The organism is Mesorhizobium subarcticum, from assembly GCF_055456085.1.
This window is the reverse complement of the sequence record NZ_CM144237.1, coordinates 4,352,089-4,371,251: the sequence shown is the minus strand read 5'-3', so window position 1 is coordinate 4,371,251 and position 19,163 is coordinate 4,352,089. Positions and strand designations below refer to the sequence as shown.

Here is a 19,163-nt window from a genome sequence, read left to right as displayed (position 1 = left end):
GCCTATGCAATCAGCGGCGCCACAGGGGCTCGCGCTCGCGGCGCCAGTTGGCCGGACTTTCGCCAAAGGCATGCCTGAAAAGCTTGGACAAGTGTGCCTGGTCTGAAAAGCCGACGGTCAGCGCGATTTCGCTCAGCGAAGCTGCGCTCGTCAGCATCAGGTGACAGGCTTCCTCGAGCCGCCGCCTCACGATGTAGGCATGCGGCGGTTCTCCGAATGCCTGTTTGAACGAGCGTGAGAAGTGGGCCGTACTGCGCCGCGCAACTTCGCTGAGATCACTTGCGTGGATCGTTCGATGCAGGTTTCGGTCGATGAAGGAACGAACCCGGGCGATCTGCCAACCCGCCAGTCCACCCGTTCTCGAATTGTTGACGCCTGAACGACGCTCGATTTCCAGCTGGAGAATGGATGACGCGGCTGCCAGCGATGTCCTTGCCGCGTCATGGTCATGCTCGATCTCGCTTTGGGCGGCTTCAAGCAACAACACGAGGCTGTTTGCCAGGGAGCCAAACTCGAGATCCATTGGAGATGAAACATCCGCGGCATCGCTGTATGGCCGTTCCATATCGAACCCTCGACAAACACTTCGTCCCAGCGGGGGCGAACTTCATGCAGGCTCTTGAGAGAACCGAACATGAACTCGGCCGTGGTGACAGGCAGTTTGATGGTTTGGGCTGGCGCGATCTATTGCACGCGGGTGGCGCGGAATAAGCTCATGGTTTCACTGGACTGAACTTTGGCTTACACTGGGAATAACCGCAGACCGAATATCGTTGGAACCACCCGGTCGATGCGGCTGCGCATCAGGAGTACTGCGGTTCCTCATCAGGCACCAGTTGCAACTTTTCCGCCATTCGGCTGAGCGCGAGAAGCGAATTGGCCTTCATCTTTCGCATCAAACGGCTGCGGTGCACCTTCACAGTGGCCTCGGCGATGCCGATATCGCCGGCAATCTGTTTGCTGAGCCGACCGCGCGCGACCTCGATCATGATTTCGCGCTCCCTGGGACTCAGCGACGCGAACCGCTCCCTGAGGACGACCAGGGCCTCTTCATTCTCCCGTCGGGCACGATCTCGCGCGAGACCGAGCTGGATGGCGTCGAGGAGTTCCTGATCGCGGAACGGCTTTGTCAGGAACTCAATGGCGCCGCCCTTCATCGCCTGCACCGACATGGCGATGTCGCCATGGCCAGTGATGAAGATGATCGGGATCTCCCTGTTCACCGCGGCGAGCTGGCGTTGAAGATCAAGGCCGCTTCGTCCCGGCAATCTGACGTCGAGCACCAGGCAAGTGGGGCCATTCGGTGGGTCCGACTGAAGAAACTCCGAGATCGACGCAAACAGCCGAGCCTCGAGGTCGAGCGATCGCAACAGACGCCCGATAGAGGCTCGCAAGGCTGCGTCGTCGTCGATGACAAGGATGGTAGTGTTCGCGTCCGACATTGGTGCTGCTCGCGATCAAAGAGCGGGCAAATGAGCCTTTGTCTCAGTCTGCAAGGTTCGCGTGCTCCTTTGCTGCAAGCTTAGTCCCGACCGGCGGACGTGAACAGTCTCATTCTCCGTCAGGGGATGGCCGCGGGCGTAAACGAAAGTTTATGCGATCTGACACCGGTTCGACGGGTCGGCTGTCTTGCAGCTTCGGAATTCCCGGCCCGGCATAAGCCAAAGTTTACTTACACCAGTATTGCTCCTGCCTCACTCTTGGGCGCAGGCTGACCCATCGCATGGGGTGCGGAGGCGTTGTCGGGACGCCCGCACCGAAGGTCGTGCGCATTCCGGAGCACACCTATGCCGGTGGTGTCGTTGGTCTCGGTTGTCGAAGACGACCAGTTCTTTCGCGAATCCATGAAAAGGCTCATGAGATCGCTCGGTTACGACGTTGCGATCTTCCCTTCGGCAGCCGATTTCCTCGCATCGCCTCGTCTCGCCGAAACCACCTTCCTGATCGCCGACGTCAATATGCCAGGGATGACCGGGCTCGAACTCTACGAATACCTCATCAAGGCGGGTTACGCGATTCCGACGATCCTGGTTACGGCCTACCCCAGCGACCTAGACCACGCCCATGCCATGAAGGATGGGGTCGTTTGTTACCTTCGTAAGCCGTTTGATGAGCGGCATCTGATACGATATCTCAGCGAGGCGCTCCTGTCCCGCCAGCCGAGCGGCGAGAATTCGTGAGTTTCTCACGCTTCGCTGGGCAAGGAAAACCGAAACACAGCACCGCCTGATACATTCGTATCTGCCCACAGCCGGCCGCCATGGGCATCGATGATCGACCGGGAAATCGACAGTCCCATCCCGACGCCACTCGCCTTCGTGGTGTAGAAAGCCTGGAAAACTTGATCGAGATGGTCTGGATCGATGCCCGGCCCTGAATCGTGCACGGACACCAGGACGCCGCCGGTCTTAATTTGCTCGGTGCTGATCGACAGTTGACGAACTCGATCGTCGACCATGCTCATGGCTTCGACAGCGTTCAGGATCAGGTTGAGCACGACTTGCTGCAATTGGACCCGATCCCCCTCGACGAGAGCCAGCGCCTTGGTGAAGTGGGTTGCGACCGAGACTCCATTCGTGGCGATTGCGCTTTGTGCCAATCCAATCACTTCGCTGATCGCTTTGTTAAGAGCGAAACGAGCCTTTCGCGGGGGCGCTTTCTTGATGTGGTCACGAATACGGTCGATGATATCTCCAGCTCGATCGGCATCGTCGACGACACTGGCAATGGCCTCCCGGATTTCGTCCAGATCCGGCGCGTTTCTGTCCAGAAAGTGCATGGCCGCGCGGGCGTTATTGCGCGCCGCAGCGATCGGTTGTGTGATTTCGTGAGACAGGGAGGCGGCCAGTTCCCCCATCACGCTGACGCGGTTCATATGGGCGAGATCGGACTCTAATTGGCGCAATCTTTCATGCTCCTCCCGCGCTAGCACGAGTGCCGTCACATCGGTACCAGTGCCGCGATAGCCACGGAATTCTCCGTCGGCGTCAAACACTGGCTTGCCACTGGCGTTCACATGGATGGGAGAGCCGTTCCGGCGAGCAGAACAGTAAACGAAGTCACGGAACGGCTTACGGAACTCGAGAGTTTCTCGCATAAGCCGCCACTTCTCCCGCTCCGTTTCAAGGTCGAGAGCGTCACCCCAGCACGGCGTTCCAATTCGATCGACCGCCTGTGAACCAAATGCATTCTCGGTCAGCAGCGTGAATTTGTGGTCAGGCCCAGTTTCCCAGAACCAATCGGACGCGGTTTCGGCATAGTCCCGGAACTTCTCCTCGCTCGCTTGCAATACTTCCTCGGCGCGCTTGCGTTCCGTCACGTCGAGAACTGTGGCGACAACTTCAACAAGTTCTCCACTCTCGGAGAATTTAGGATGAGCTTTCCCTTCGATGTATTTGATGGTTCCATCCGCTATTTGGATTCTGTATTCAAGCTTGTAGTCCTTTTTGTCTTCCACCGCTCTGCGAGTTACTTCCCGCACTCGCTCTCGGTCATCCGGATGAAACCTATCCAGCACAGCTTTGTAGCTCGGAATACCATCGCGCGGGTCAAACTCGAAAATTCGATAATTCTCTTCTGACCAATGGAAGAGCGTTGTTTGATTGTACGCAGAGGAACCGGCGTGGCTTAGCGACTGCGCTTCGGACAGATATGCTTCGCTGCGACGTAACAGGACTTCGGTCTGCTTGCGTTCCTCGACGTCGACAGACAGGCCGTACCATTGGATGATGTTTCCCTCCCCATCGCGCAGGGGCTCACAACGAGCGTGGTGCCAACGATACTCGCCGTCGGCCCGGCGCAGACGCATTTCTCCTTCGTACGCGGTTCCGGCCTGCATTGCATGAAAGTAAGCCTTTTCGGTCTCCGAATAGTCGGCCGGATGCACGAACGCCTCCCAACCACGGAGCTTAAAATCCTCAAATCGCATCCCGCTGTAGTCCAACAGGCGCTGATTGATATGGGTCGGCTCACCGTCGGGCCCGCTTGACCAAATAAGGCTTGGAACCGTCTCGACGATCTGGCGGAGCTTGTATTCGCTCTCCCGGAGCGCGCGTTCTGAGCGCATAAAATCTTCGATTTCCAGATTCACCCCGACCCAATGCAATAGGGCTCCATCGCTTGCTCGGAGCGGTTCGGCGCGACTAAGGAACCAGTGGTAGTCTCCTTGAGCGTCAGGAACTCGTTGACGAAACTCAGCGGCCTCGCCCGTGCTTAGACACGCGGCCCAGACTTTGCGTGATTCTTCTTGGTCGGCTGGATGCAATAACGGGATATGGGCGTCCCACGGTGCGCCAACGTCGATTCCGAAACGGAGGGGATGATCTTCCGCAAGACCAAGGTAATCCGCAGTTCGCTTGTTCACGAAAATGAGCGCACCTGAAGGAGCTGTGTACCAAGTATACGCGGGAATCGCATTTAGACTTGCTTGCAGTTGCGACATGCGCCCGATCTGGCCCGTCGACCAGGTGAGGCCCGGAACCGTGTCGAGAATTTGACGAAGCTTGTCATCACTTTCCCGAAGGGCTTCCTCAGTCCTCTTTTGATCGTCAACGTCGATGAGAACGCCGCACCATCGTAGCACGCGGCCGTCGCTGGCCCGCAGTGGCTCTCCGCATACGTTGAACCATCGATATTGACCGCTGGGACCGCGAAACCTGCAGACCACATCGTGAGGATTTTCAGTCTCGAGGTTTGTGAGCCAGCTCTTCACTTTGAAGGCGACGTCTTCCGGATGGACTCTGTCCGCCCATCCCCAGCCAGTGATCTCGCCGAGCGCTGCGCCAAAATAGTCGAGCACACGCTTGTTGACGTACTCGATAAAGCCGTCAGGCCCGGCTCGCCATACCAGCGTCGGGATCATGTCCACCAGCAAAGGAGGATCGTCCTCACCGCTGATAAATGCCCCTTCGATTCCGTTACCGTCCTTTGACATAAGTCGCTCCACGGCCAGCTCACAGATTCGGACCTGCCTTTGCCGCAGGTGCTATGTCCCGGGCGATCTGAACGATCCGGCAAAGGTGGCGCGGTCATCTTATCCGCAGCGCCAAAGACAGGCCATATCCTCGGCTCATTCGACGATCAATGCGGCTTCCGGGAGACTCGCCTCCTCCGAGACGGACGCACTGCAAGGCTGATATTGGCAAAATCATGCGAATGAGATCAGCGCTGGCGAGTTCGCGTTGCCAATCCATGTACGCTTGTGATGAGGGCTTGTCCGATGGCAGCGAGCCGGTTCATCTGCTGCTGGCTTCTCATCCTAGGCTGAAAGACGGCCAGGAAAACGGCCTGTTCGCTGTCGGTATATTAGCCAGAAGCTTGGCAAGTACGACCTTTGCCTGTCTTTTGGATCGGCATGCTGCGATTTGGCTGTTTCTGCGTACTCTGTCGCACGCGCAAGGCGGTCCAAACACAGCCCTCGCCTACCCCGGATTGCGGTGCCATGCGGCGCGATCTGTGCTGCGGCGTCCATGGGCACGATTGTGAGCTAGCCTTCGCCGTATGTCTCTCTGAGCTTCTTCTTGTCGAACTTGCCGACGCTGGTCCTGGGGAGCACGTCGACAAACAGGATCTTGTCCGGGATTCCGAATTTCGACATCACGCCGGCGTCCGCGAAGGCTTTCAGATGCGCTTTGATCTGCGTGTCGCTGAGATCTTCGCCCGTGAGGGCATCCCGGATGACGAGCGCCAGCGGCCGCTCGCCCCATTTGTCGTCTCTGATGCCGATGACAGCGGCTTCCGATACACCCTCGCATCGCGAGATGAGATCTTCGAGCTGAAGCGATGAAACCCATTCGCCACCGGTCTTTATGACGTCCTTGATCCGGTCGACGATGCGGACGTATCCGCCGGGCTCTATGACGCCGATGTCGCCGGTGTGCATGTAGCCGCCAGCCCACAATTGCTCTGACGCTTCGGCATTGTCGACATAGCCCTGCGTGAGCCACGGCGCGCGCACGACGATTTCGCCCGGCGTTTTTCCGTCATGCGGCAGTTCGCTGCGATCCCTGTCGAGCAACCGGATGTCGACCAGCGGCGCGGCTATGCCGGCCTTGGTGCGGATATCGGTCTCCTTCTCAAGATCGCCTGTGAGATCCGCGGATTTCACCTGCGCCAGACAAAGCAGTGGTGCACTCTCAGACATGCCGTAGCCTGCATAGACGTCGACGCCCAGCGCCAGCGCCTGTCTGGCAAGGCCCTTCGGCAGTTCGGATCCGCCGATCACCATCTTCAGACCGGCGAGATCGGTGCCGGCCGCCGTGGCCGCGCCGAGCAGCATTTGCAGGATCGTTGGCACGCCGTGCGTGAAGGTTACGCCTTCGGTCTTGATCAGTCTGAGAAGTACGGCGGGATCGTAGTGTCCGGGATAGACCTGCTTGACGCCGGACAGCGTCGCCGTCCACGGAAACCCCCAGGCGTGGACATGAAACATCGGGGTGATCGGCATGTAGACGTCGTCGCGGCAGAACCGGCCTTGTTTCGCAGCGCTGCCCAGGAAGGCCATTTCGGCAAGTGAATGCAGCACCAACTGGCGATGGCTGAAATAGACACTTTCGGCGCACCCGTTGTCCCCGTCGTATAAAAGGTGGTGGCAATCCTGTTCTCGTCGAAGTCCGGAAAAGCATAGTCGGGCGAAGCGGCTCGTAGCAGTTCCTCATAGTCGCCGACGAAGGATAGGTTGCCTGTCTCAGGCACCGCCCGATCCGACATCAGGACCAGCGTCTTCACTTTGGGCAGTTGCTGCTTGATGCTTTCGAGAACCGGCACGAAGTCGTCATTAACGAGAAGCACCGATGAACCCGCGTGATCGATCGTGTAGGCGATCTGTTCCGGTGACAGACGCACGTTCACCGTCTGCAGTACCGCGCCCATCATGGGAACAGCAAAATAGGCCTCCAGGAACCGGTTGCTGTCCCAGTCGAGCACGCCGACGGTGTCGCCGGCGCGCACACCAAGCCTGTCGAGGCTGTATGCCAGCCGCCCGATGCGCTCGCGCAACTGGCGATAGGTGAAACGCGCCCTGTCGCGATAGACGATCTCCTGATCGGGCGACTGCAGGAGCGGCGTATGCCACAGCTGTTTGATGAGCAGTGGATACTGATATGCGGCGTATACGGGTCTCTCGGCCATGGCGGCGTCCTCGGGATATGTCGCGCGTCAGCGCTCGATGGCGAGGACGCCGGCCAAATGGCTTGATGATGGCGGGCCTCACATGCCCCGCCTCGGTTCTAGGCGACGCGATTGGCCTTTCTCGACCGCGCCGCTTCCGCATCCGCCTTGTTTCGCAATTCCAGAAGGCCAAGCAGGACCTCGTCGCGCTCCGCGGCAAGGTCGTCGATCGACCGCGAGCCGACCTCGGCGTGAACGCCATCGATCAGCTTCTTCTGCAGCTCCGGCGTCAGTTCCGGCGAACCCAGCACCTTCCACCAGGCCGACATCGGACCGGTGAATTGCTGCAGGAAATGTTCCATGCCGCCCTGTCCGCCGCCGAGATGATTGAGCAGGACCTGACCCATGATGCCCCACCGCAGCCCCGGTCCCCAGGAGACAGCGGTGTCAGCGTCGGCGACACTGACGACGCCTTCGCCAACCAGATAGTACACCTCGCGCGCAAGGGCAGCCTGCAGGCGATTGGCGACATGCCCGGGCACCTCCTTGTGCAGGCGGACCGTCTTCTTGCCGAGGCCAGTATAGAATTCCGAGGCACGCCGGATCGTCTCCTCGGATGTCTTGGCACCGCCGACGATCTCGACCAATGGCACCAGATGAGGCGGATTGAACGGATGCGCGATGACGCAGCGTTCGGGGTGGTTCGGGCAACCAGACTGGATCTCGCTCATTGTCAGGCCCGATGAGCTCGAAGCGATGATCACGTCGGGCGGCAGCAGTTCGTCGAGCTGGCCGTACAGCTTCTTCTTGAAGTCGATCCGCTCCGGTCCGTTCTCCTGGACGAGGTCGGCGCCCTTGACGGCCTCCGCCATGTCCGCACTAAAGGTCAGCCGCATCGGCGAGGCCCCGGGGGCAAGCCCCAGCCTGTCGAGCGCCGGCCAGGCCGCGTCGACGAAGCGCCGCAAAGACGCTTCCGCATTGGGGGCGATGTCGGTCGCCACGACATCGAGGCCCTTTGCCAGGAATTGTGCCGCCCAGCTCGCGCCGATGACACCCGTACCGATAATGGCGACCTGAGAGATCTGCTTGCTGCCAGCCATAGTCATTTCTCCTTAGAGGGGATTTCGGCGTAAGCGACGCCAGACAGATTGCCTTGGGCGAAAAGAAGCGGGCGCTTTTCGGAGCCATCAAGCTTTGCGGTGTAGACCGAGCCGCCGAGATCGGTGACGAACATCCGATCGTTGGCAGCGTCGAGAGCAATGCCGATGCCTTCCATCAGATCGCTCACGACGAGTTCGGGTCCATATCCATTTCTGGTCGGCGCATCGATTGAGCTGCGATTGACCGTATTTCCGGCCGGCGGATTTCCGCGATCCGTCCAGTAGAGAAAGCGGCTTTCGAGGTCGAGTTCGAGATCGATCGGCTCGGGCAGGTCGTCGAACAAAACTTCTATGTCCGTTCGACCAGCGGCGGCCTCGCCCCTAGGCAGATCTATGCCCGCCCGGAAGATACAGCCGACGCCGGCATTGTCCGGTCCCTTCTGCGTCCAGTAGATTTGTCCACGCACGGGATCTACCGTGATGCCGACGCACCATTTGGTGGCGTCGCGGCTGTCGTCTTCGCCCTCGCCCGTCCGAACCAGCGTCTCTACATTAGTACCATTGAGATTTGCGCGCATCACCCGCATACCCTCGCGGTCGCACCAGTAGAGCTTGCCGCTTCGCTTCTCGAGGTGGATCTGCTTTGGCGTATGCGTGATGCCTTGGGGAACGATGACCCTACGGTTGCTGCCATCGAGGTCGGCGCGCTCGATGGAACCGTCGTTGAGGTTGGGAACTCCCATATTCGTCCAGTAGATATGGCCGGCTCCGACGTCGACCACGATGCCATCGGGTAGATGGCAATCGGTGACGATTACCTCCCGGTCGGAGCCGTCGGGGTTCATCGAGTGGATACGGTTGCCGCTCAGTTCGAGAACGAACAGTCGGCCTACCGTGTCCTTGCTGCCCGATGTTGATTTCGATTTCGTCGCGGAAGCGTCGTTCATGGATTTCTCCTTTCGCGGCCTGAGGCCTCGATGCCAAAGTGCGGCATCACTCACATTCGATCATCGCCAACGGCTCTATGCGACCGCCGCGGGTTTCCTGGTTTTTGTGAAGTCAGGCGGGCGCTTTTCCAGAAAGGCTGTCAGCGCTTCCTATGCCTCATCGGAGCGGACATGCACGCTGAACGCCTCGTTCTCGGCCTGCATCGCCGCCTTGACCTGGTCACGGAAGGACCGCTTCAGAAGTCGCTTGGACGCTTGCAGCGCACCGGCTGGTTTGGCTGCCAGCTTCCGCGCTGTTTCGCTAGCCACCGGCAGCAGGTTCTCATCGAGCACGACCTGCGTGACCAATCCCAACTCCGCGGCGCGCTTTGCATCAAACGCGGAGCCGAGCAGGACGAGTTCGGCCGCGCGAATATGCCCGATCGCGGCCGGAACGGCGTAGCTCGAGCCAAATTCCGGCACCACGGCAAGGTTGATGAAAGGCATCTGAAACCTGGTGCTTTCGCCCGCATAGTCGAAATCGCAGTGCAGCAGCACGGTGGTTCCGCTGCCGACTGCGGCGCCGTGCACGGCCGCAACGATCGGTTTGCCCAAATCAGCCAATGCATTCATGAGCCGAGCTTGACGAGATTCTCCAGCGCCTGGTGGGTTTTTCAGGAGGTCCTGGATATCGTAGCCGGCGCTGAATGCATCTCCCGCGCCATACCAAAGCACAACACGGACGCTGTCGTTCTTGCCAGCATCGTTGAAGATATCCGCGAGCTTGGCATACATGCTCGAAGTCATCGCGTTCGTCTTTTCCGGCCGGTTGAGTTCAACGCGAAGTACGCCTTCGGACCGGTCCGTCACTATGTCATCCATGATCTTCAATTCCTGTTCGTCCAAGATTCCCTTGAGCTCGGCAAAAGCTCCAGCACTTCGTTCTATGCCGCACGTCCTGCGGCCTTCGGAACGGTGCCGCCTATGCGCAGAGCGTCGACCTCTGCAGAACTGAAGCCGAGCTGTTTGAGGATCTCTTCGCTGTGTTCGCCTAGCTCGGGCGCGCGCCGAGCCGGAACCTTGGCGACGCCATGCACCTGCAGCGGGCTGCCTATCGTAAGGTTGAGGCTGCCGCCGGCGCCCTCGAGCGGCACGACAATGTCGTTCGCCCTGAGCTGCGGATCCTTGATTACCTCGCTTGGCGCTTGCACCACGCCAAAGGTGAGATGTGCGTGTTCGAAGACTTCGATCCAGTGCGCCATCGGCTGCGCGGCGAAGGTCTGGTCCAAGATCACGGTGAGTTGCCCCGAATTCGCTGCCTGTTTTGCAGGGTCCACGAAACGGGCATCCGTCAGGAGATCCGGACGGCCAATCGCATTGGCCAGAGCCGCCCACTTGTCCGGTGTCAGCACGATCAGGAACCATTTGTCGTCAGCTGCCCGATAGACATTCAACGTCGCGTTCGGTGGGTTGGCGCGATCGTGCAAGGGATAGAACGTGGCTTCGGCAAGTGCTGCCTGTGCCATGACTCCGGAAGCCCAGACGCCTGCAGCGAGCAGCGAGGTGGTGACGTACGAGCCCTTTCCGGTGCGTTCGCGCCGATAGAGAGCGGTGACGATTGCCGAATAGAGGCTGACCGCCGTCGCATGATCACCGCTGCCGGTAACCGGGAATGTTGGCGGGGCGCCGGCATCGCGCGTCAGCGACAGCAAGCCACTTCGCGCCCAGTACGCCGTGAGGTCGAAGCCCGGGAGCTGTGCGTCAGGACCGTTGTCGCCATAGCCGGTGACGTCGGCATAGATCAGGCGCGGATTCCACGCCGCGACATCGTCATAGCCGAGCTTCAGTTTTTCGCGCGCCGGATGCGGTGTGTTGACGATCAGAACATCCGCCCACACGACCAGCCGCCGCAGGACTTCCTGCGCTTGCGGCGACTTCAGATCGAGCGCCAGTCCGCGCTTGTTGCGGTTGTTGAGATGCCATGGATAGTTGTCTTTTGACCGCGGCTGCGGCGGAACCTTGTAGCCAATCCGCCACGTGTCGCCCGTTGGCGGCTCGACCTTGATCACGTCGGCGCCGAAGTCGGACAGGATGACCGCGGCGGCCGGCCCCGCGATGAAGCTGGCCAGGTCGACCACCTTCAGTCCGGCGAAAATGTTGTCGGTTGCCATAGAGCTGTCCTTTCTGAATTGCCGTGTGCGTCGGGTTTCTTCAGCGCCCACGAAACTGTGGCGCACGCTTTTCCAGGAAGGCGGTCGTGCCTTCCTTCTTGTCCTCCGTTGCAGCGCACAGCCCGAAATAGGCGGCTTCGAGCAGCTGGCCTTCGCCCTGGCTCGTCTCCATCCCCTTGTTTGCCGCTTCGAGTGCGAACCTGATGGCTATCGGGGCGTTGGCAGCAATCTTGTGCAGGATCGCTTCGGCTCGTGCGATGAGATCGGCAACCGGGACGATCTCGTTGACCAGCCCGATGCGATACGCCTCCTGTGCAGTGATCATCTCGCCGGAAAGGATGAGCTGAAGGGCGCGGCCCTTGCCGACCAGTCGCGGCAGCCGCTGCGTTCCGCCACCGCCCGGCAGCAGGCCTAGTGCGACTTCCGGCTGGCCGAACCTGGCCGTTTCCACTGCGATCCTGATGGTGCACGCCATCGCCGTTTCACAGCCACCGCCAAGCGCGAAGCCGTTGACGGCTGCGACAACCGGCTTGCCGAGATTTTCGATGAGGTCGAGCACGCCTTGCCCAAAGCGGCTGGACTGCTCGGCCTCGAACGCCGATACCTGCGCCAACTCGCTAATGTCGGCGCCCGCGATGAACGCCTTGTCGCCGGCGCCGGTCAGAATGACGCCGCGTATCGCTGTATCGTCGCGGCCATCCTCGAACGCCTTTTTCAGATCCGACCACGTCGGCGTGTTAAGCGCGTTGAGCACCTTCGGGCGATTGACGGTGACGTAGGCGATTGCGCCTTTTTTCTCATAGAGAACGTTTGCGAGCGCCGGGCCCGCCGTTTCCACGTCCATGGATGATACTCCTGTTCAGGAAAGGGGGACGAGCCAGGGTGGGGGAGCGACCCCGGCTCGCCGCTGCTCACACGAATGCGCCAAGGCCAGTGATGGCTTTACCGACGATCAGATTCTGCATCTGATAAGTGCCTTCGTATGAGTAGAGCGCTTCGGCGTCGTTGAAGAAGCGCGCCACATTGTAATCAGCGACGATGCCGTTGCCTCCGAGCAGCTCGCGGCCCCACGAAACCGTCTCGCGCGATTTTGCCGTGCAGAACGCCTTGGCCAGCGAGGCGTGGTGGTCGGCCAGTTTGCCTTCGTCGTCCATCTCCGCCAGGCGAACCATCAGGCACTGGCACGCGGTCAAATTGGCAAGCATCTTGGCGAGGATATCCTGCACCATCTGGAACGACGCAATCGGCTTGCCGAACTGCAGGCGCTCCTGTGTGTACTTCAGTGTCGCCTCGAACGCGCCCATCTGGATGCCGGTCGACGCCCAGCCGACCATGTAGCGCGTCATCCGAAGCACCCGTGCGGTATCGCGAAACGAGTTGCCGCCCTGCAGGCGGTTGGCTTCCGACACGCGGACGTCCTTGAGCGTAATGACGCCATTCTGAACGACCTTGAGCGCGATCTTGTGCTCGATTTTCTCGACGCTGAATCCCGGCGTTGTCTTATTCTCGACGATGAAGCCCTTCACCTGATTGTCGGCGAGGTCTCGCGCCCAGATGATCGAAACGTCGCACCATGTCGCGTTGCCGATCCAGCGCTTCTGTCCGTTGAGGATCCAGGTGTCGCCATCACGCTTGGCCGTCGTGGTCAGCCCGCCGCTCGTGCCCGAACCGACCAATGGCTCGGTCAAGCCGAAACAGCCGATCTTGTCCCAGCGCGCCATCGGCGGCAGCCACTTCTGCTTTTGTTCCTCTGAGCCGTCGAGATAGATCGAGCCCATGGCCAGGCCGCTGTGCACACCGAAGAAGGTGCAAAACGAGGCGTCGACTCGCGCCAGTTCCATCGCGACGAAGCCGAATAGTTTCTGGCTGCCGCCGGCGCAGCCATAGCCCTCGTACCCGAGGCCACCGAGCCCAAGTTCCTTGAACGAAGGCAGCAATTCGAACGGAAACTCGTCGTCGGACCAGTACTTGTTGATGATCGGCTGGACCTTCGCCTCCATGTAGGCCCGCACCTTTTTGACAACCGCCAGTTCGTCGGGAGCAAGGAGATCGGCCAGCTGGTAGAAGTCGCTGTTCGGCGCTGGTAAAGGCTTCGCCTGCCGTTCGTCCCTCGTTGCGGTTGCCACTGCCATCCTCGTTCTCCTGCGCGGTTGTCCGATCTCTCGGAATGAAGTGCGTGAGCAGGACTATGGCTTCGGGCAGCGCTTTCTTCTTGGAGAACTCTGCGGCGGGTAGGACGCCTGTGCCCGATCATGCGCATCTGGATTCGTATATGGAGTGCGATGAATCGCGACCCGCGAACGGGGAGCCAAAACGGACGGCGAAGAGACCTCTCGCCTCTATCGAGGCGCCGACTGTTCCACGGCGAGACCGGAAACGGCAATGGTCATGTCACGCAGTTTGGCAGCAAGATCCACACTCACCAGCGTCAGCAGCTTGGCGCGGAGCGCCGGCCCGCTGGCCATGAATTCAACCAGTTGCCGCCAGTGGCCGCCGTCACGTCCGACGGCGACATTGCAACCTCGACAGATCTGCGCTGTCGGGCTGCAGACGGATCACGGCGCCGTGGTTGGCTTGCTCGCGACCACGGCGTTTGCGGGTTGCGGCGGTTCGGATATCAGCCGCGAACTGCGCTGGCCGGTCAGATAGGACCACAGCCACTGCGATTGGACCCGCCAACGATTCTGCAATTGGGGGAGCGCCAAGAGGTGAACGAAAGCCCATATGAACCAGGTCAGGAAGCCAGCCATTCTCAGACGACCGGACTCCAGAATGGCGTAGTTCTTGCCGACGACGGCCATGTTGCCCTTGTCGTGGTAGCGAAACGCGCGCTTTGCTTCGCGGCCTTTGATTTTATCGGAGATCAGACGGCCGACATAGCGCCCTTGCTGGATCGCCGCCTGCGCAACGCCGGGCACGGGTTGCCCGTTCTGCTGCTGTATGGACGCCGCGTCGCCGACGACGAATATGTCTGGTTGACCCGGCACATTGAGCGAAGGCTCGACCAGCGCCCTCCCCGAGCGATCGGCCTTGGCACCGAGCATGTGGACGACCGGCGATGCGGCCATGCCTGCCGTCCACAAAACAGTTGCACTTGGAATTCTTTCGCCTCCCGCGATCACGCCCTCGGCGTCGACACTGTCGACCTTGACGCCGAGCCAGACCTTGACGCCGAGTTTGGCAAGGTGTCTGGCGACCTTCTTTGACAGCGACGGCGCGAAGGTCGGGAGAACCCGATCTCCTCCCTCGATCAAGGTAATCGTGCTGGTTGCCGGATCGATCCGCCTGAAATTCCCACGCAGCGTCACCCTCACCATTTGTGCGATCGAGGCGGCGAGCTCGACACCGGTCGGTCCGGCGCCGACGAGGACGAAATTCATCTGGCGCGCGCGCTCATTGTCATCCTCGGTCGCCTCGGCCATCTCGAAGGCGCTCAGGATCTTGGTTCGGATCGCCTCCGCGTCGGCAAGAGTCTTGATCCCCGGCGCAAAGGCTGCGAACTCGTCATGACCGAAATAGCTCGGGCGCGTGCCCGTGGCGACGACGAGGAAATCGAAGCGCACCTTGCGGATACCGATCCCGGGATAGAGGGTATCGACGGTGCGATGGGGCAGATCGACGCCGACGACGTCGGCCAGCATCACATCCAGATTGGCCTGCTTTGCCTCCAACTGCCGGATCGGCGCGGCGATCTCGGACGGTGCCAGCACGGCGGTCGCCACCTGGTAGAGTAGCGGCTGGAAGATGTGATGATTGCGGCGATCGATCAGCACAACATCCGCATCGGTCTTCCTAAGGGCCCGCGCCGCGGCCACGCCGGCAAAACCGGCGCCGAGGATGAGGACCCGCGGCCGCATCGGTCGCGCAACGTCTGCGGCGTTTTCGGCGGGCACGGTCGCAGCCAACATCGCTCATCACCTCATGATTAGCTTGGGGTCCCTGCAGCAGGCCATACTGACGACCATGCAATGCGATAGCGTCCCTGCGTTCATCTCGCTTGTACTGCTCTGCCGCGAGCGGGACGTGCTTGCGACGTTCGGTCGGCAGCGGTCACATCATCGGCAGCCACAGATCGATGCTGGTGCCGCGATGCGGCGTGCTCGCAATCGACAACCCGCCACCCTGGCGCTCCATCAATTGCCTGACGCTCGCCAGGCCAAGGCCGGCTCCATTTGTCTTGGTCGAGAAATGCGGCTCACCCGCCATTCTCAGCGTCGTCTCATCCATGCCGCTGCCGGTGTCAGAGACCGTCAGGCGGATCATTGGGCTGGCTTTTCGCGAGCGGTCGGTGGAACAGTGGTCCTGGGCAACGGAAATCGTCACGCATCCGCCTTCCGGCATTGCATCACGGGCATTCAAAACGAGGTTGAGCAGTGCCCGGTCGACCAATTGCTGGTCAATGAAAGCCTTGGGGAGATCGTCGGCGACGTCGAGATCAAGACGAATGCGCGTCGATAGCAGGCTTGCAAGCGGTGCCTCGAGCCGTTCCACGAGCCGGCCAACGTCGATTGCGGCAAGATTCACCGGCCGGGGGCTGGCAAAATCGAGCAGTTGCCGCGCCAACGTCTTAGCGCGAAAGGCACAATAGATCGCTCCGTCGATTTTCTTCAGTTGTAGCGCCGTTCCAATCCCACGACCTTGCATCTCTTCCAAGATGGATACGATCGGCGTCAGCAACACGTTAAAATCGTGAACGATGGAGCCAAGCACGACGCGCGGATCGGGAACAGCTGGCAGGGCACTATTGTCGTCAGCAACGCGCCGCCCGGATGTCATGTCGAGATTGTCAGCCATGGCTTCTCTCCAGTGAGAGCGTCGGAAAATCTGATTTCCGTGAGTTGCATTTGAGCAGGGGAAGCGCTTGGGGGCTTGTAGGAAGCGTCCGTGCTTTGGACGCATCTCGCAAGATTGTGACGCTTCGTCGAAAGGCTCCCCGGATCAGAGTTTGAACAACTGCCTGATCCGCGCCCGCAGGGGCGGCATCTTCGCTGCGGCATCCGCTCCGTCACCTCGACCGATTCGCAGCTGTTCCGCCGAGCTGCGCCTCGACAGCAGCAAAGCCAAGTCGTCGGCGATTCCCGGGCGATCCTGCATCAGCGGCGCCAAGCCTTCTTGCGTGATTGCATAGACGACCACGAAGGTCAGAGCCTTGACGCTGCCCAACTCGCCGGCTTCTGTCAGGAGACCGCCTTCCCCAAGGAAATCGCCGGGCGCAAGGCGCCCCAGTTCCGTCTCGCGCGCGCCTTCGCGCCGATAGACCGCCACGACGCCGCTGCGCACGATCATCAGTGACTTTAATACCTCTCCCTGTTCTGCAAGGGTCTCGCCCTTTCGAAAACTCCGGCGCGTCATAGTCGACGCCAGCGCTTCCTTCTCGTCTTCCGTCAGCGAGGCAAACAGGGGTATCACGTCCAGCAGCCTGCGTGGCGTTGTGTGGAAGCCAAACGGCATCTCGACCGCGTTCGGCTCCGCCGAACCAGCGGTTTCCGTGGGCGCCGCAAGGGCGAGACCCGCCGCCTTTGCATGCCGGAAGATGAGGTCTAAGACTTCGCTCTTTGCCTTGCCGGCGAGCGCCCGGTCCGCGACCCTGAAAGCAAGCTCCAGCTCGACCGCGCCTCCGTCCAGCGACACTGTTTGCACACTCGGCTCCGGTTGCGCCAATATCGAATTGCTGCTGAGCAGAACCGAGTGCATGACGTCGACCATCGTCGACGGTGCTGTGGTCGGCCGGAACCGCACGTTGAGTGTCACGCCGTGGCTCCGCTCGGGACTGCTGAGATTGGTAAGCCTTGCTTTTGCCAGGTCGCTGTTGGGAACGACCACCATGTCGTTTGCGCCGGTCAGGAGATGGGTGGCCCGCCAATTAGTCTCGACCACCTTGCCTTCGATGCCGTTGCTCAGCACAAGCCAGTCACCAATCCCGTACGGCTTGGCGAGATTGAGGGCGATGCCCGAGAAGACGTCGCCCAGAGTGCTCTGCAGTGCAAGGCCAAGCACAATGGCCACCGCGCCGGATGTGGCGATCAGCGTTCCAACCGGGGCGTTGAAGACGTAGGCGATGATCGACAGGCCCGCCGCGACATAGATGATGCCGACAACAAGGTCCTGCAGCAGCCGCCCCTCGCGTGGCTTTTGTTCGAGGGTGACAAAGACCCGGACCACGCCGATCAGCGACCATGCGGCGTTGATCCACCAGATCGCCTTTATCATGCCCAGGAATGCTCGCTGCACCTCGGAGAGGTCAGCTGGACCGACCGCATACGGGATGATCCCGTGATACAAAAGCAGCGCGGTAAGCGCCAGGAAGAAGGCCAATTGGCCGATCAGCCGCAAGGTCGGGCGGCCGCGGAGCAGAATGCGCGTGATGACCGCGCCCAGCGCGGCAAGCACGCCGGTCTGAACGATGGGATCGGCGACGACGCCGGACAGGCTTGCATAGTTTTCCATGGGATTGGCAGCCACATATTGTTCAACGACGAGGGGACCGGGCGTGGAAGCCCTGCCGAGCGGACCTGCCTCGAGGTCGGCGGTGGCGGCCGAGACTGCCCGCTCGAACTGGGTTGGAATTGCGGGCAGTGAAAAGCTGCTTGCTGAAGAGGACGGTGACATGCGGCAACCGTCCGCGCCCGATGTCGCGCTCAAGATTTTCAGGAATGTAAACGGACGCGACAGCCTTGCCTGAACGCACCGCGGCCTCGGCCTCGCAGAGCCCGCAGGAGCGCATGGTTGTCCTGAGGCCGGGTGCCGAACAGATTGCATCGACAAAGCTGCGGGACACAGCCGATCTGTCCCGATCCACCACGTCTACGGGAAAGTCGCGCACGATTGCCCTTCCGACCATGGCGTCCACAGTCGATGGCCCCCTTTTGCGGATCGTCCTGCCGAGGCCACGACCAAGCTCATCCAATGGCCTTTCAGTCCTACGGTCGAGCTGCGAGCCAGACGGTCATGCCGGTCTCCAGCCCTTCGACACTGCCCTCCGGATCGAGGCGCAGACGAAAGGAATTGAGATCGTGGTCGCCGACGGCGCGGGCGGCGCGCCAGGTCGCGAACTCCCCCAATGGACGCAGTTCCGTCACCCGAGCATCGATCTGCCGCCCGCCTTGCGCTGTCAGCGCCACCGTCTTGCCGATTGCCAGTTCGTGCAGATCGTCTTCACGCAGTGTGAAAGCGAACCAGGCCTGGCCATCCGCTTCCAATGTCATCACCGGCTTTCCCGGACCGATGATCTCGCCGGGCTCAGCAACGCGGATGCCTATTGTGCCGTCCGCCGGCGCCGTCAATCTGGTCTTGTCCAGCTTTGCCTGCAGATCCGCGACTGTCGCCTCGGCCAATGCCACCTGGGCATCGGCCAGAGCGCGTTCCTCGTTGGTGGGGCCCGCACTGGCTGCCGCGGCTTGCGCCTGCTTGAGATCAAGGTCGGCCTTGGCCTTCGCAAGTGAGGCCGAACTCGTGTCGAGGGTTTGTTTGCTGGCAAAATCCTTGCCGGCAAGTTCTGAAGCGCGATCATACTGTTGCTGGGCGAGCAGAAGGTTGGCTTGCGACGTCTGGATGGCCTGGTTGGCGATTGCCACCTCTTCCGCTCGCGTGCCCGAATAGACATGATCCCGCTGTGCCTTGGCGCTCGCTGCGGCGGCTTTGGCTTCACCGACAGATGCCGTCAGTTCCGGGTTGTCGAGCACGGCAAGCAGATCGCCCTTGTGGACATGCTGGCCCGGATTGACGGCAACCGACGCCAGACGCCCGGTACCGTCCGGGGCGATGCGAATCTCGGTCTGCCGGACCATGCCGGCGATCGCGGGCATCTCCTGCTCCGCCAACGCTTGGCATGAAATACAGGTCACGACGCCGGCCGCGGC

17 protein-coding genes and 1 pseudogene are annotated in these 19,163 nt (G+C 60.8%); 2 read left to right on the top strand and 16 right to left on the bottom strand.

Features of this window, described 5'->3' with window-relative positions; translation table 11 throughout:
• Window positions 1–10: 10 nt before the first annotated feature.
• Both ACZYHG_RS21290 and ACZYHG_RS21285 read right to left on the bottom strand, forming a co-directional pair.
• Window positions 11–523: a helix-turn-helix domain-containing protein gene (locus tag ACZYHG_RS21290; protein ID WP_464610244.1), complete on the bottom strand. Its 513-nt coding sequence runs from the start codon at window positions 521–523 to the stop codon at window positions 11–13.
• A gap of 280 nt (window positions 524–803) precedes the next feature.
• Window positions 804–1,442, bottom strand: coding sequence for a response regulator transcription factor (locus tag ACZYHG_RS21285; RefSeq protein ID WP_464610243.1), 639 nt, complete (start codon window positions 1,440–1,442; stop codon window positions 804–806).
• A 345-nt stretch (window positions 1,443–1,787) separates the two neighbouring features.
• On the opposite strand from ACZYHG_RS21285, the gene ACZYHG_RS21280 reads away from it, so the two are divergent.
• Entirely contained in the window at window positions 1,788–2,180 is a 393-nt protein-coding gene (locus tag ACZYHG_RS21280) for a response regulator transcription factor (protein ID WP_464610242.1), read from the top strand.
• Window positions 2,181–2,185: 5 nt separating this feature from the next.
• Here ACZYHG_RS21280 and ACZYHG_RS21275 read toward each other — a convergent pair whose 3' ends face one another.
• The 13 genes and pseudogenes from ACZYHG_RS21275 to ACZYHG_RS21215 all read right to left on the bottom strand — a co-directional run bounded on the left by ACZYHG_RS21275 (window position 2,186) and on the right by ACZYHG_RS21215 (window position 17,751).
• Window positions 2,186–4,933, bottom strand: coding sequence for a PAS domain-containing protein (locus ACZYHG_RS21275; RefSeq protein ID WP_464610241.1), 2,748 nt, complete (start codon window positions 4,931–4,933; stop codon window positions 2,186–2,188).
• A 552-nt stretch (window positions 4,934–5,485) separates the two neighbouring features.
• Entirely contained in the window at window positions 5,486–6,502 is a 1,017-nt protein-coding gene (locus ACZYHG_RS21270; protein ID WP_464610240.1) for an AMP-binding protein, read from the bottom strand.
• A gap of 107 nt (window positions 6,503–6,609) precedes the next feature.
• A pseudogene (locus ACZYHG_RS21265) lies at window positions 6,610–7,128 on the bottom strand (AMP-binding protein); the annotation flags it as partial.
• Between the two features lie 98 nt (window positions 7,129–7,226).
• The gene (locus ACZYHG_RS21260; RefSeq protein ID WP_464610239.1) at window positions 7,227–8,207 is read right to left on the bottom strand and encodes a 3-hydroxyacyl-CoA dehydrogenase NAD-binding domain-containing protein; all 981 of its coding nucleotides are present in this window, start codon (window positions 8,205–8,207) and stop codon (window positions 7,227–7,229) included.
• A 2-nt stretch (window positions 8,208–8,209) separates the two neighbouring features.
• Window positions 8,210–9,154, bottom strand: a complete 945-nt coding sequence (locus ACZYHG_RS21255) for a 3-hydroxyacyl-CoA dehydrogenase (protein ID WP_464610238.1) — start codon at window positions 9,152–9,154, stop codon at window positions 8,210–8,212.
• A gap of 150 nt (window positions 9,155–9,304) precedes the next feature.
• Entirely contained in the window at window positions 9,305–10,039 is a 735-nt protein-coding gene (locus tag ACZYHG_RS21250) for an enoyl-CoA hydratase-related protein (protein WP_464610237.1), read from the bottom strand.
• Window positions 10,040–10,077: 38 nt separating this feature from the next.
• A complete protein-coding gene (locus tag ACZYHG_RS21245) occupies window positions 10,078–11,304 on the bottom strand; it encodes a CaiB/BaiF CoA transferase family protein (RefSeq protein WP_464610236.1) in 1,227 nt (408 codons plus the stop codon).
• A 40-nt stretch (window positions 11,305–11,344) separates the two neighbouring features.
• A complete protein-coding gene (locus tag ACZYHG_RS21240; RefSeq protein ID WP_464610235.1) occupies window positions 11,345–12,148 on the bottom strand; it encodes an enoyl-CoA hydratase-related protein in 804 nt (267 codons plus the stop codon).
• 67 nt (window positions 12,149–12,215) lie between these two features.
• On the bottom strand, window positions 12,216–13,436 hold the full coding sequence (locus ACZYHG_RS21235) for an acyl-CoA dehydrogenase family protein (protein ID WP_464610234.1): 1,221 nt from the start codon (window positions 13,434–13,436) through the stop codon (window positions 12,216–12,218).
• A 207-nt stretch (window positions 13,437–13,643) separates the two neighbouring features.
• On the bottom strand, window positions 13,644–13,769 hold the full coding sequence (locus tag ACZYHG_RS21230; protein ID WP_464610233.1) for a hypothetical protein: 126 nt from the start codon (window positions 13,767–13,769) through the stop codon (window positions 13,644–13,646).
• Between the two features lie 90 nt (window positions 13,770–13,859).
• Entirely contained in the window at window positions 13,860–15,212 is a 1,353-nt protein-coding gene (locus tag ACZYHG_RS21225) for an NAD(P)/FAD-dependent oxidoreductase (protein ID WP_464610232.1), read from the bottom strand.
• Window positions 15,213–15,354: 142 nt separating this feature from the next.
• Window positions 15,355–16,098: an ATP-binding protein gene (locus ACZYHG_RS21220; RefSeq protein WP_464610231.1), complete on the bottom strand. Its 744-nt coding sequence runs from the start codon at window positions 16,096–16,098 to the stop codon at window positions 15,355–15,357.
• Between the two features lie 144 nt (window positions 16,099–16,242).
• Window positions 16,243–17,751 carry a cyclic nucleotide-binding domain-containing protein gene (locus tag ACZYHG_RS21215; protein WP_464614758.1) on the bottom strand — a complete coding sequence of 503 codons (1,509 nt, stop codon included), beginning with the start codon at window positions 17,749–17,751 and terminating at the stop codon, window positions 16,243–16,245.
• An 82-nt stretch (window positions 17,752–17,833) separates the two neighbouring features.
• Between ACZYHG_RS21215 and ACZYHG_RS21210 the strand changes: the two genes are divergently transcribed.
• Window positions 17,834–17,986, top strand: a complete 153-nt coding sequence (locus tag ACZYHG_RS21210; RefSeq protein ID WP_464614866.1) for a hypothetical protein — start codon at window positions 17,834–17,836, stop codon at window positions 17,984–17,986.
• Between the two features lie 238 nt (window positions 17,987–18,224).
• Here the strand turns inward: ACZYHG_RS21210 and ACZYHG_RS21205 are convergent, their stop codons facing one another.
• The gene (locus ACZYHG_RS21205; protein ID WP_464610230.1) at window positions 18,225–19,109 is read right to left on the bottom strand and encodes an HlyD family secretion protein; all 885 of its coding nucleotides are present in this window, start codon (window positions 19,107–19,109) and stop codon (window positions 18,225–18,227) included.
• Window positions 19,110–19,163: the final 54 nt, after the last annotated feature.

Excerpts from the sequence above, each read along its gene's own strand:
- ACZYHG_RS21290 (WP_464610244.1), bottom strand. The coding sequence starts at position 523 with ATGGATCTCGAGTTTGGCTCCCTGGCAAACAGCCTCGTGTTGTTGCTT.
- ACZYHG_RS21285 (WP_464610243.1), bottom strand. The coding sequence starts at position 1,442 with ATGTCGGACGCGAACACTACCATCCTTGTCATCGACGACGACGCAGCC.
- ACZYHG_RS21280 (WP_464610242.1), top strand. The coding sequence starts at position 1,788 with ATGCCGGTGGTGTCGTTGGTCTCGGTTGTCGAAGACGACCAGTTCTTT.
- ACZYHG_RS21275 (WP_464610241.1), bottom strand. The coding sequence starts at position 4,933 with ATGTCAAAGGACGGTAACGGAATCGAAGGGGCATTTATCAGCGGTGAG.
- ACZYHG_RS21270 (WP_464610240.1), bottom strand. The coding sequence starts at position 6,502 with ATGGCCTTCCTGGGCAGCGCTGCGAAACAAGGCCGGTTCTGCCGCGAC.
- ACZYHG_RS21260 (WP_464610239.1), bottom strand. The coding sequence starts at position 8,207 with ATGGCTGGCAGCAAGCAGATCTCTCAGGTCGCCATTATCGGTACGGGT.
- ACZYHG_RS21255 (WP_464610238.1), bottom strand. The coding sequence starts at position 9,154 with ATGAACGACGCTTCCGCGACGAAATCGAAATCAACATCGGGCAGCAAG.
- ACZYHG_RS21245 (WP_464610236.1), bottom strand. The coding sequence starts at position 11,304 with ATGGCAACCGACAACATTTTCGCCGGACTGAAGGTGGTCGACCTGGCC.
- ACZYHG_RS21240 (WP_464610235.1), bottom strand. The coding sequence starts at position 12,148 with ATGGACGTGGAAACGGCGGGCCCGGCGCTCGCAAACGTTCTCTATGAG.
- ACZYHG_RS21235 (WP_464610234.1), bottom strand. The coding sequence starts at position 13,436 with ATGGCAGTGGCAACCGCAACGAGGGACGAACGGCAGGCGAAGCCTTTA.
- ACZYHG_RS21230 (WP_464610233.1), bottom strand. The coding sequence starts at position 13,769 with ATGGCCAGCGGGCCGGCGCTCCGCGCCAAGCTGCTGACGCTGGTGAGT.
- ACZYHG_RS21225 (WP_464610232.1), bottom strand. The coding sequence starts at position 15,212 with ATGTTGGCTGCGACCGTGCCCGCCGAAAACGCCGCAGACGTTGCGCGA.
- ACZYHG_RS21220 (WP_464610231.1), bottom strand. The coding sequence starts at position 16,098 with ATGGCTGACAATCTCGACATGACATCCGGGCGGCGCGTTGCTGACGAC.
- ACZYHG_RS21215 (WP_464614758.1), bottom strand. The coding sequence starts at position 17,751 with ATGGAAAACTATGCAAGCCTGTCCGGCGTCGTCGCCGATCCCATCGTT.
- ACZYHG_RS21205 (WP_464610230.1), bottom strand. The coding sequence starts at position 19,109 with ATGCCCGCGATCGCCGGCATGGTCCGGCAGACCGAGATTCGCATCGCC.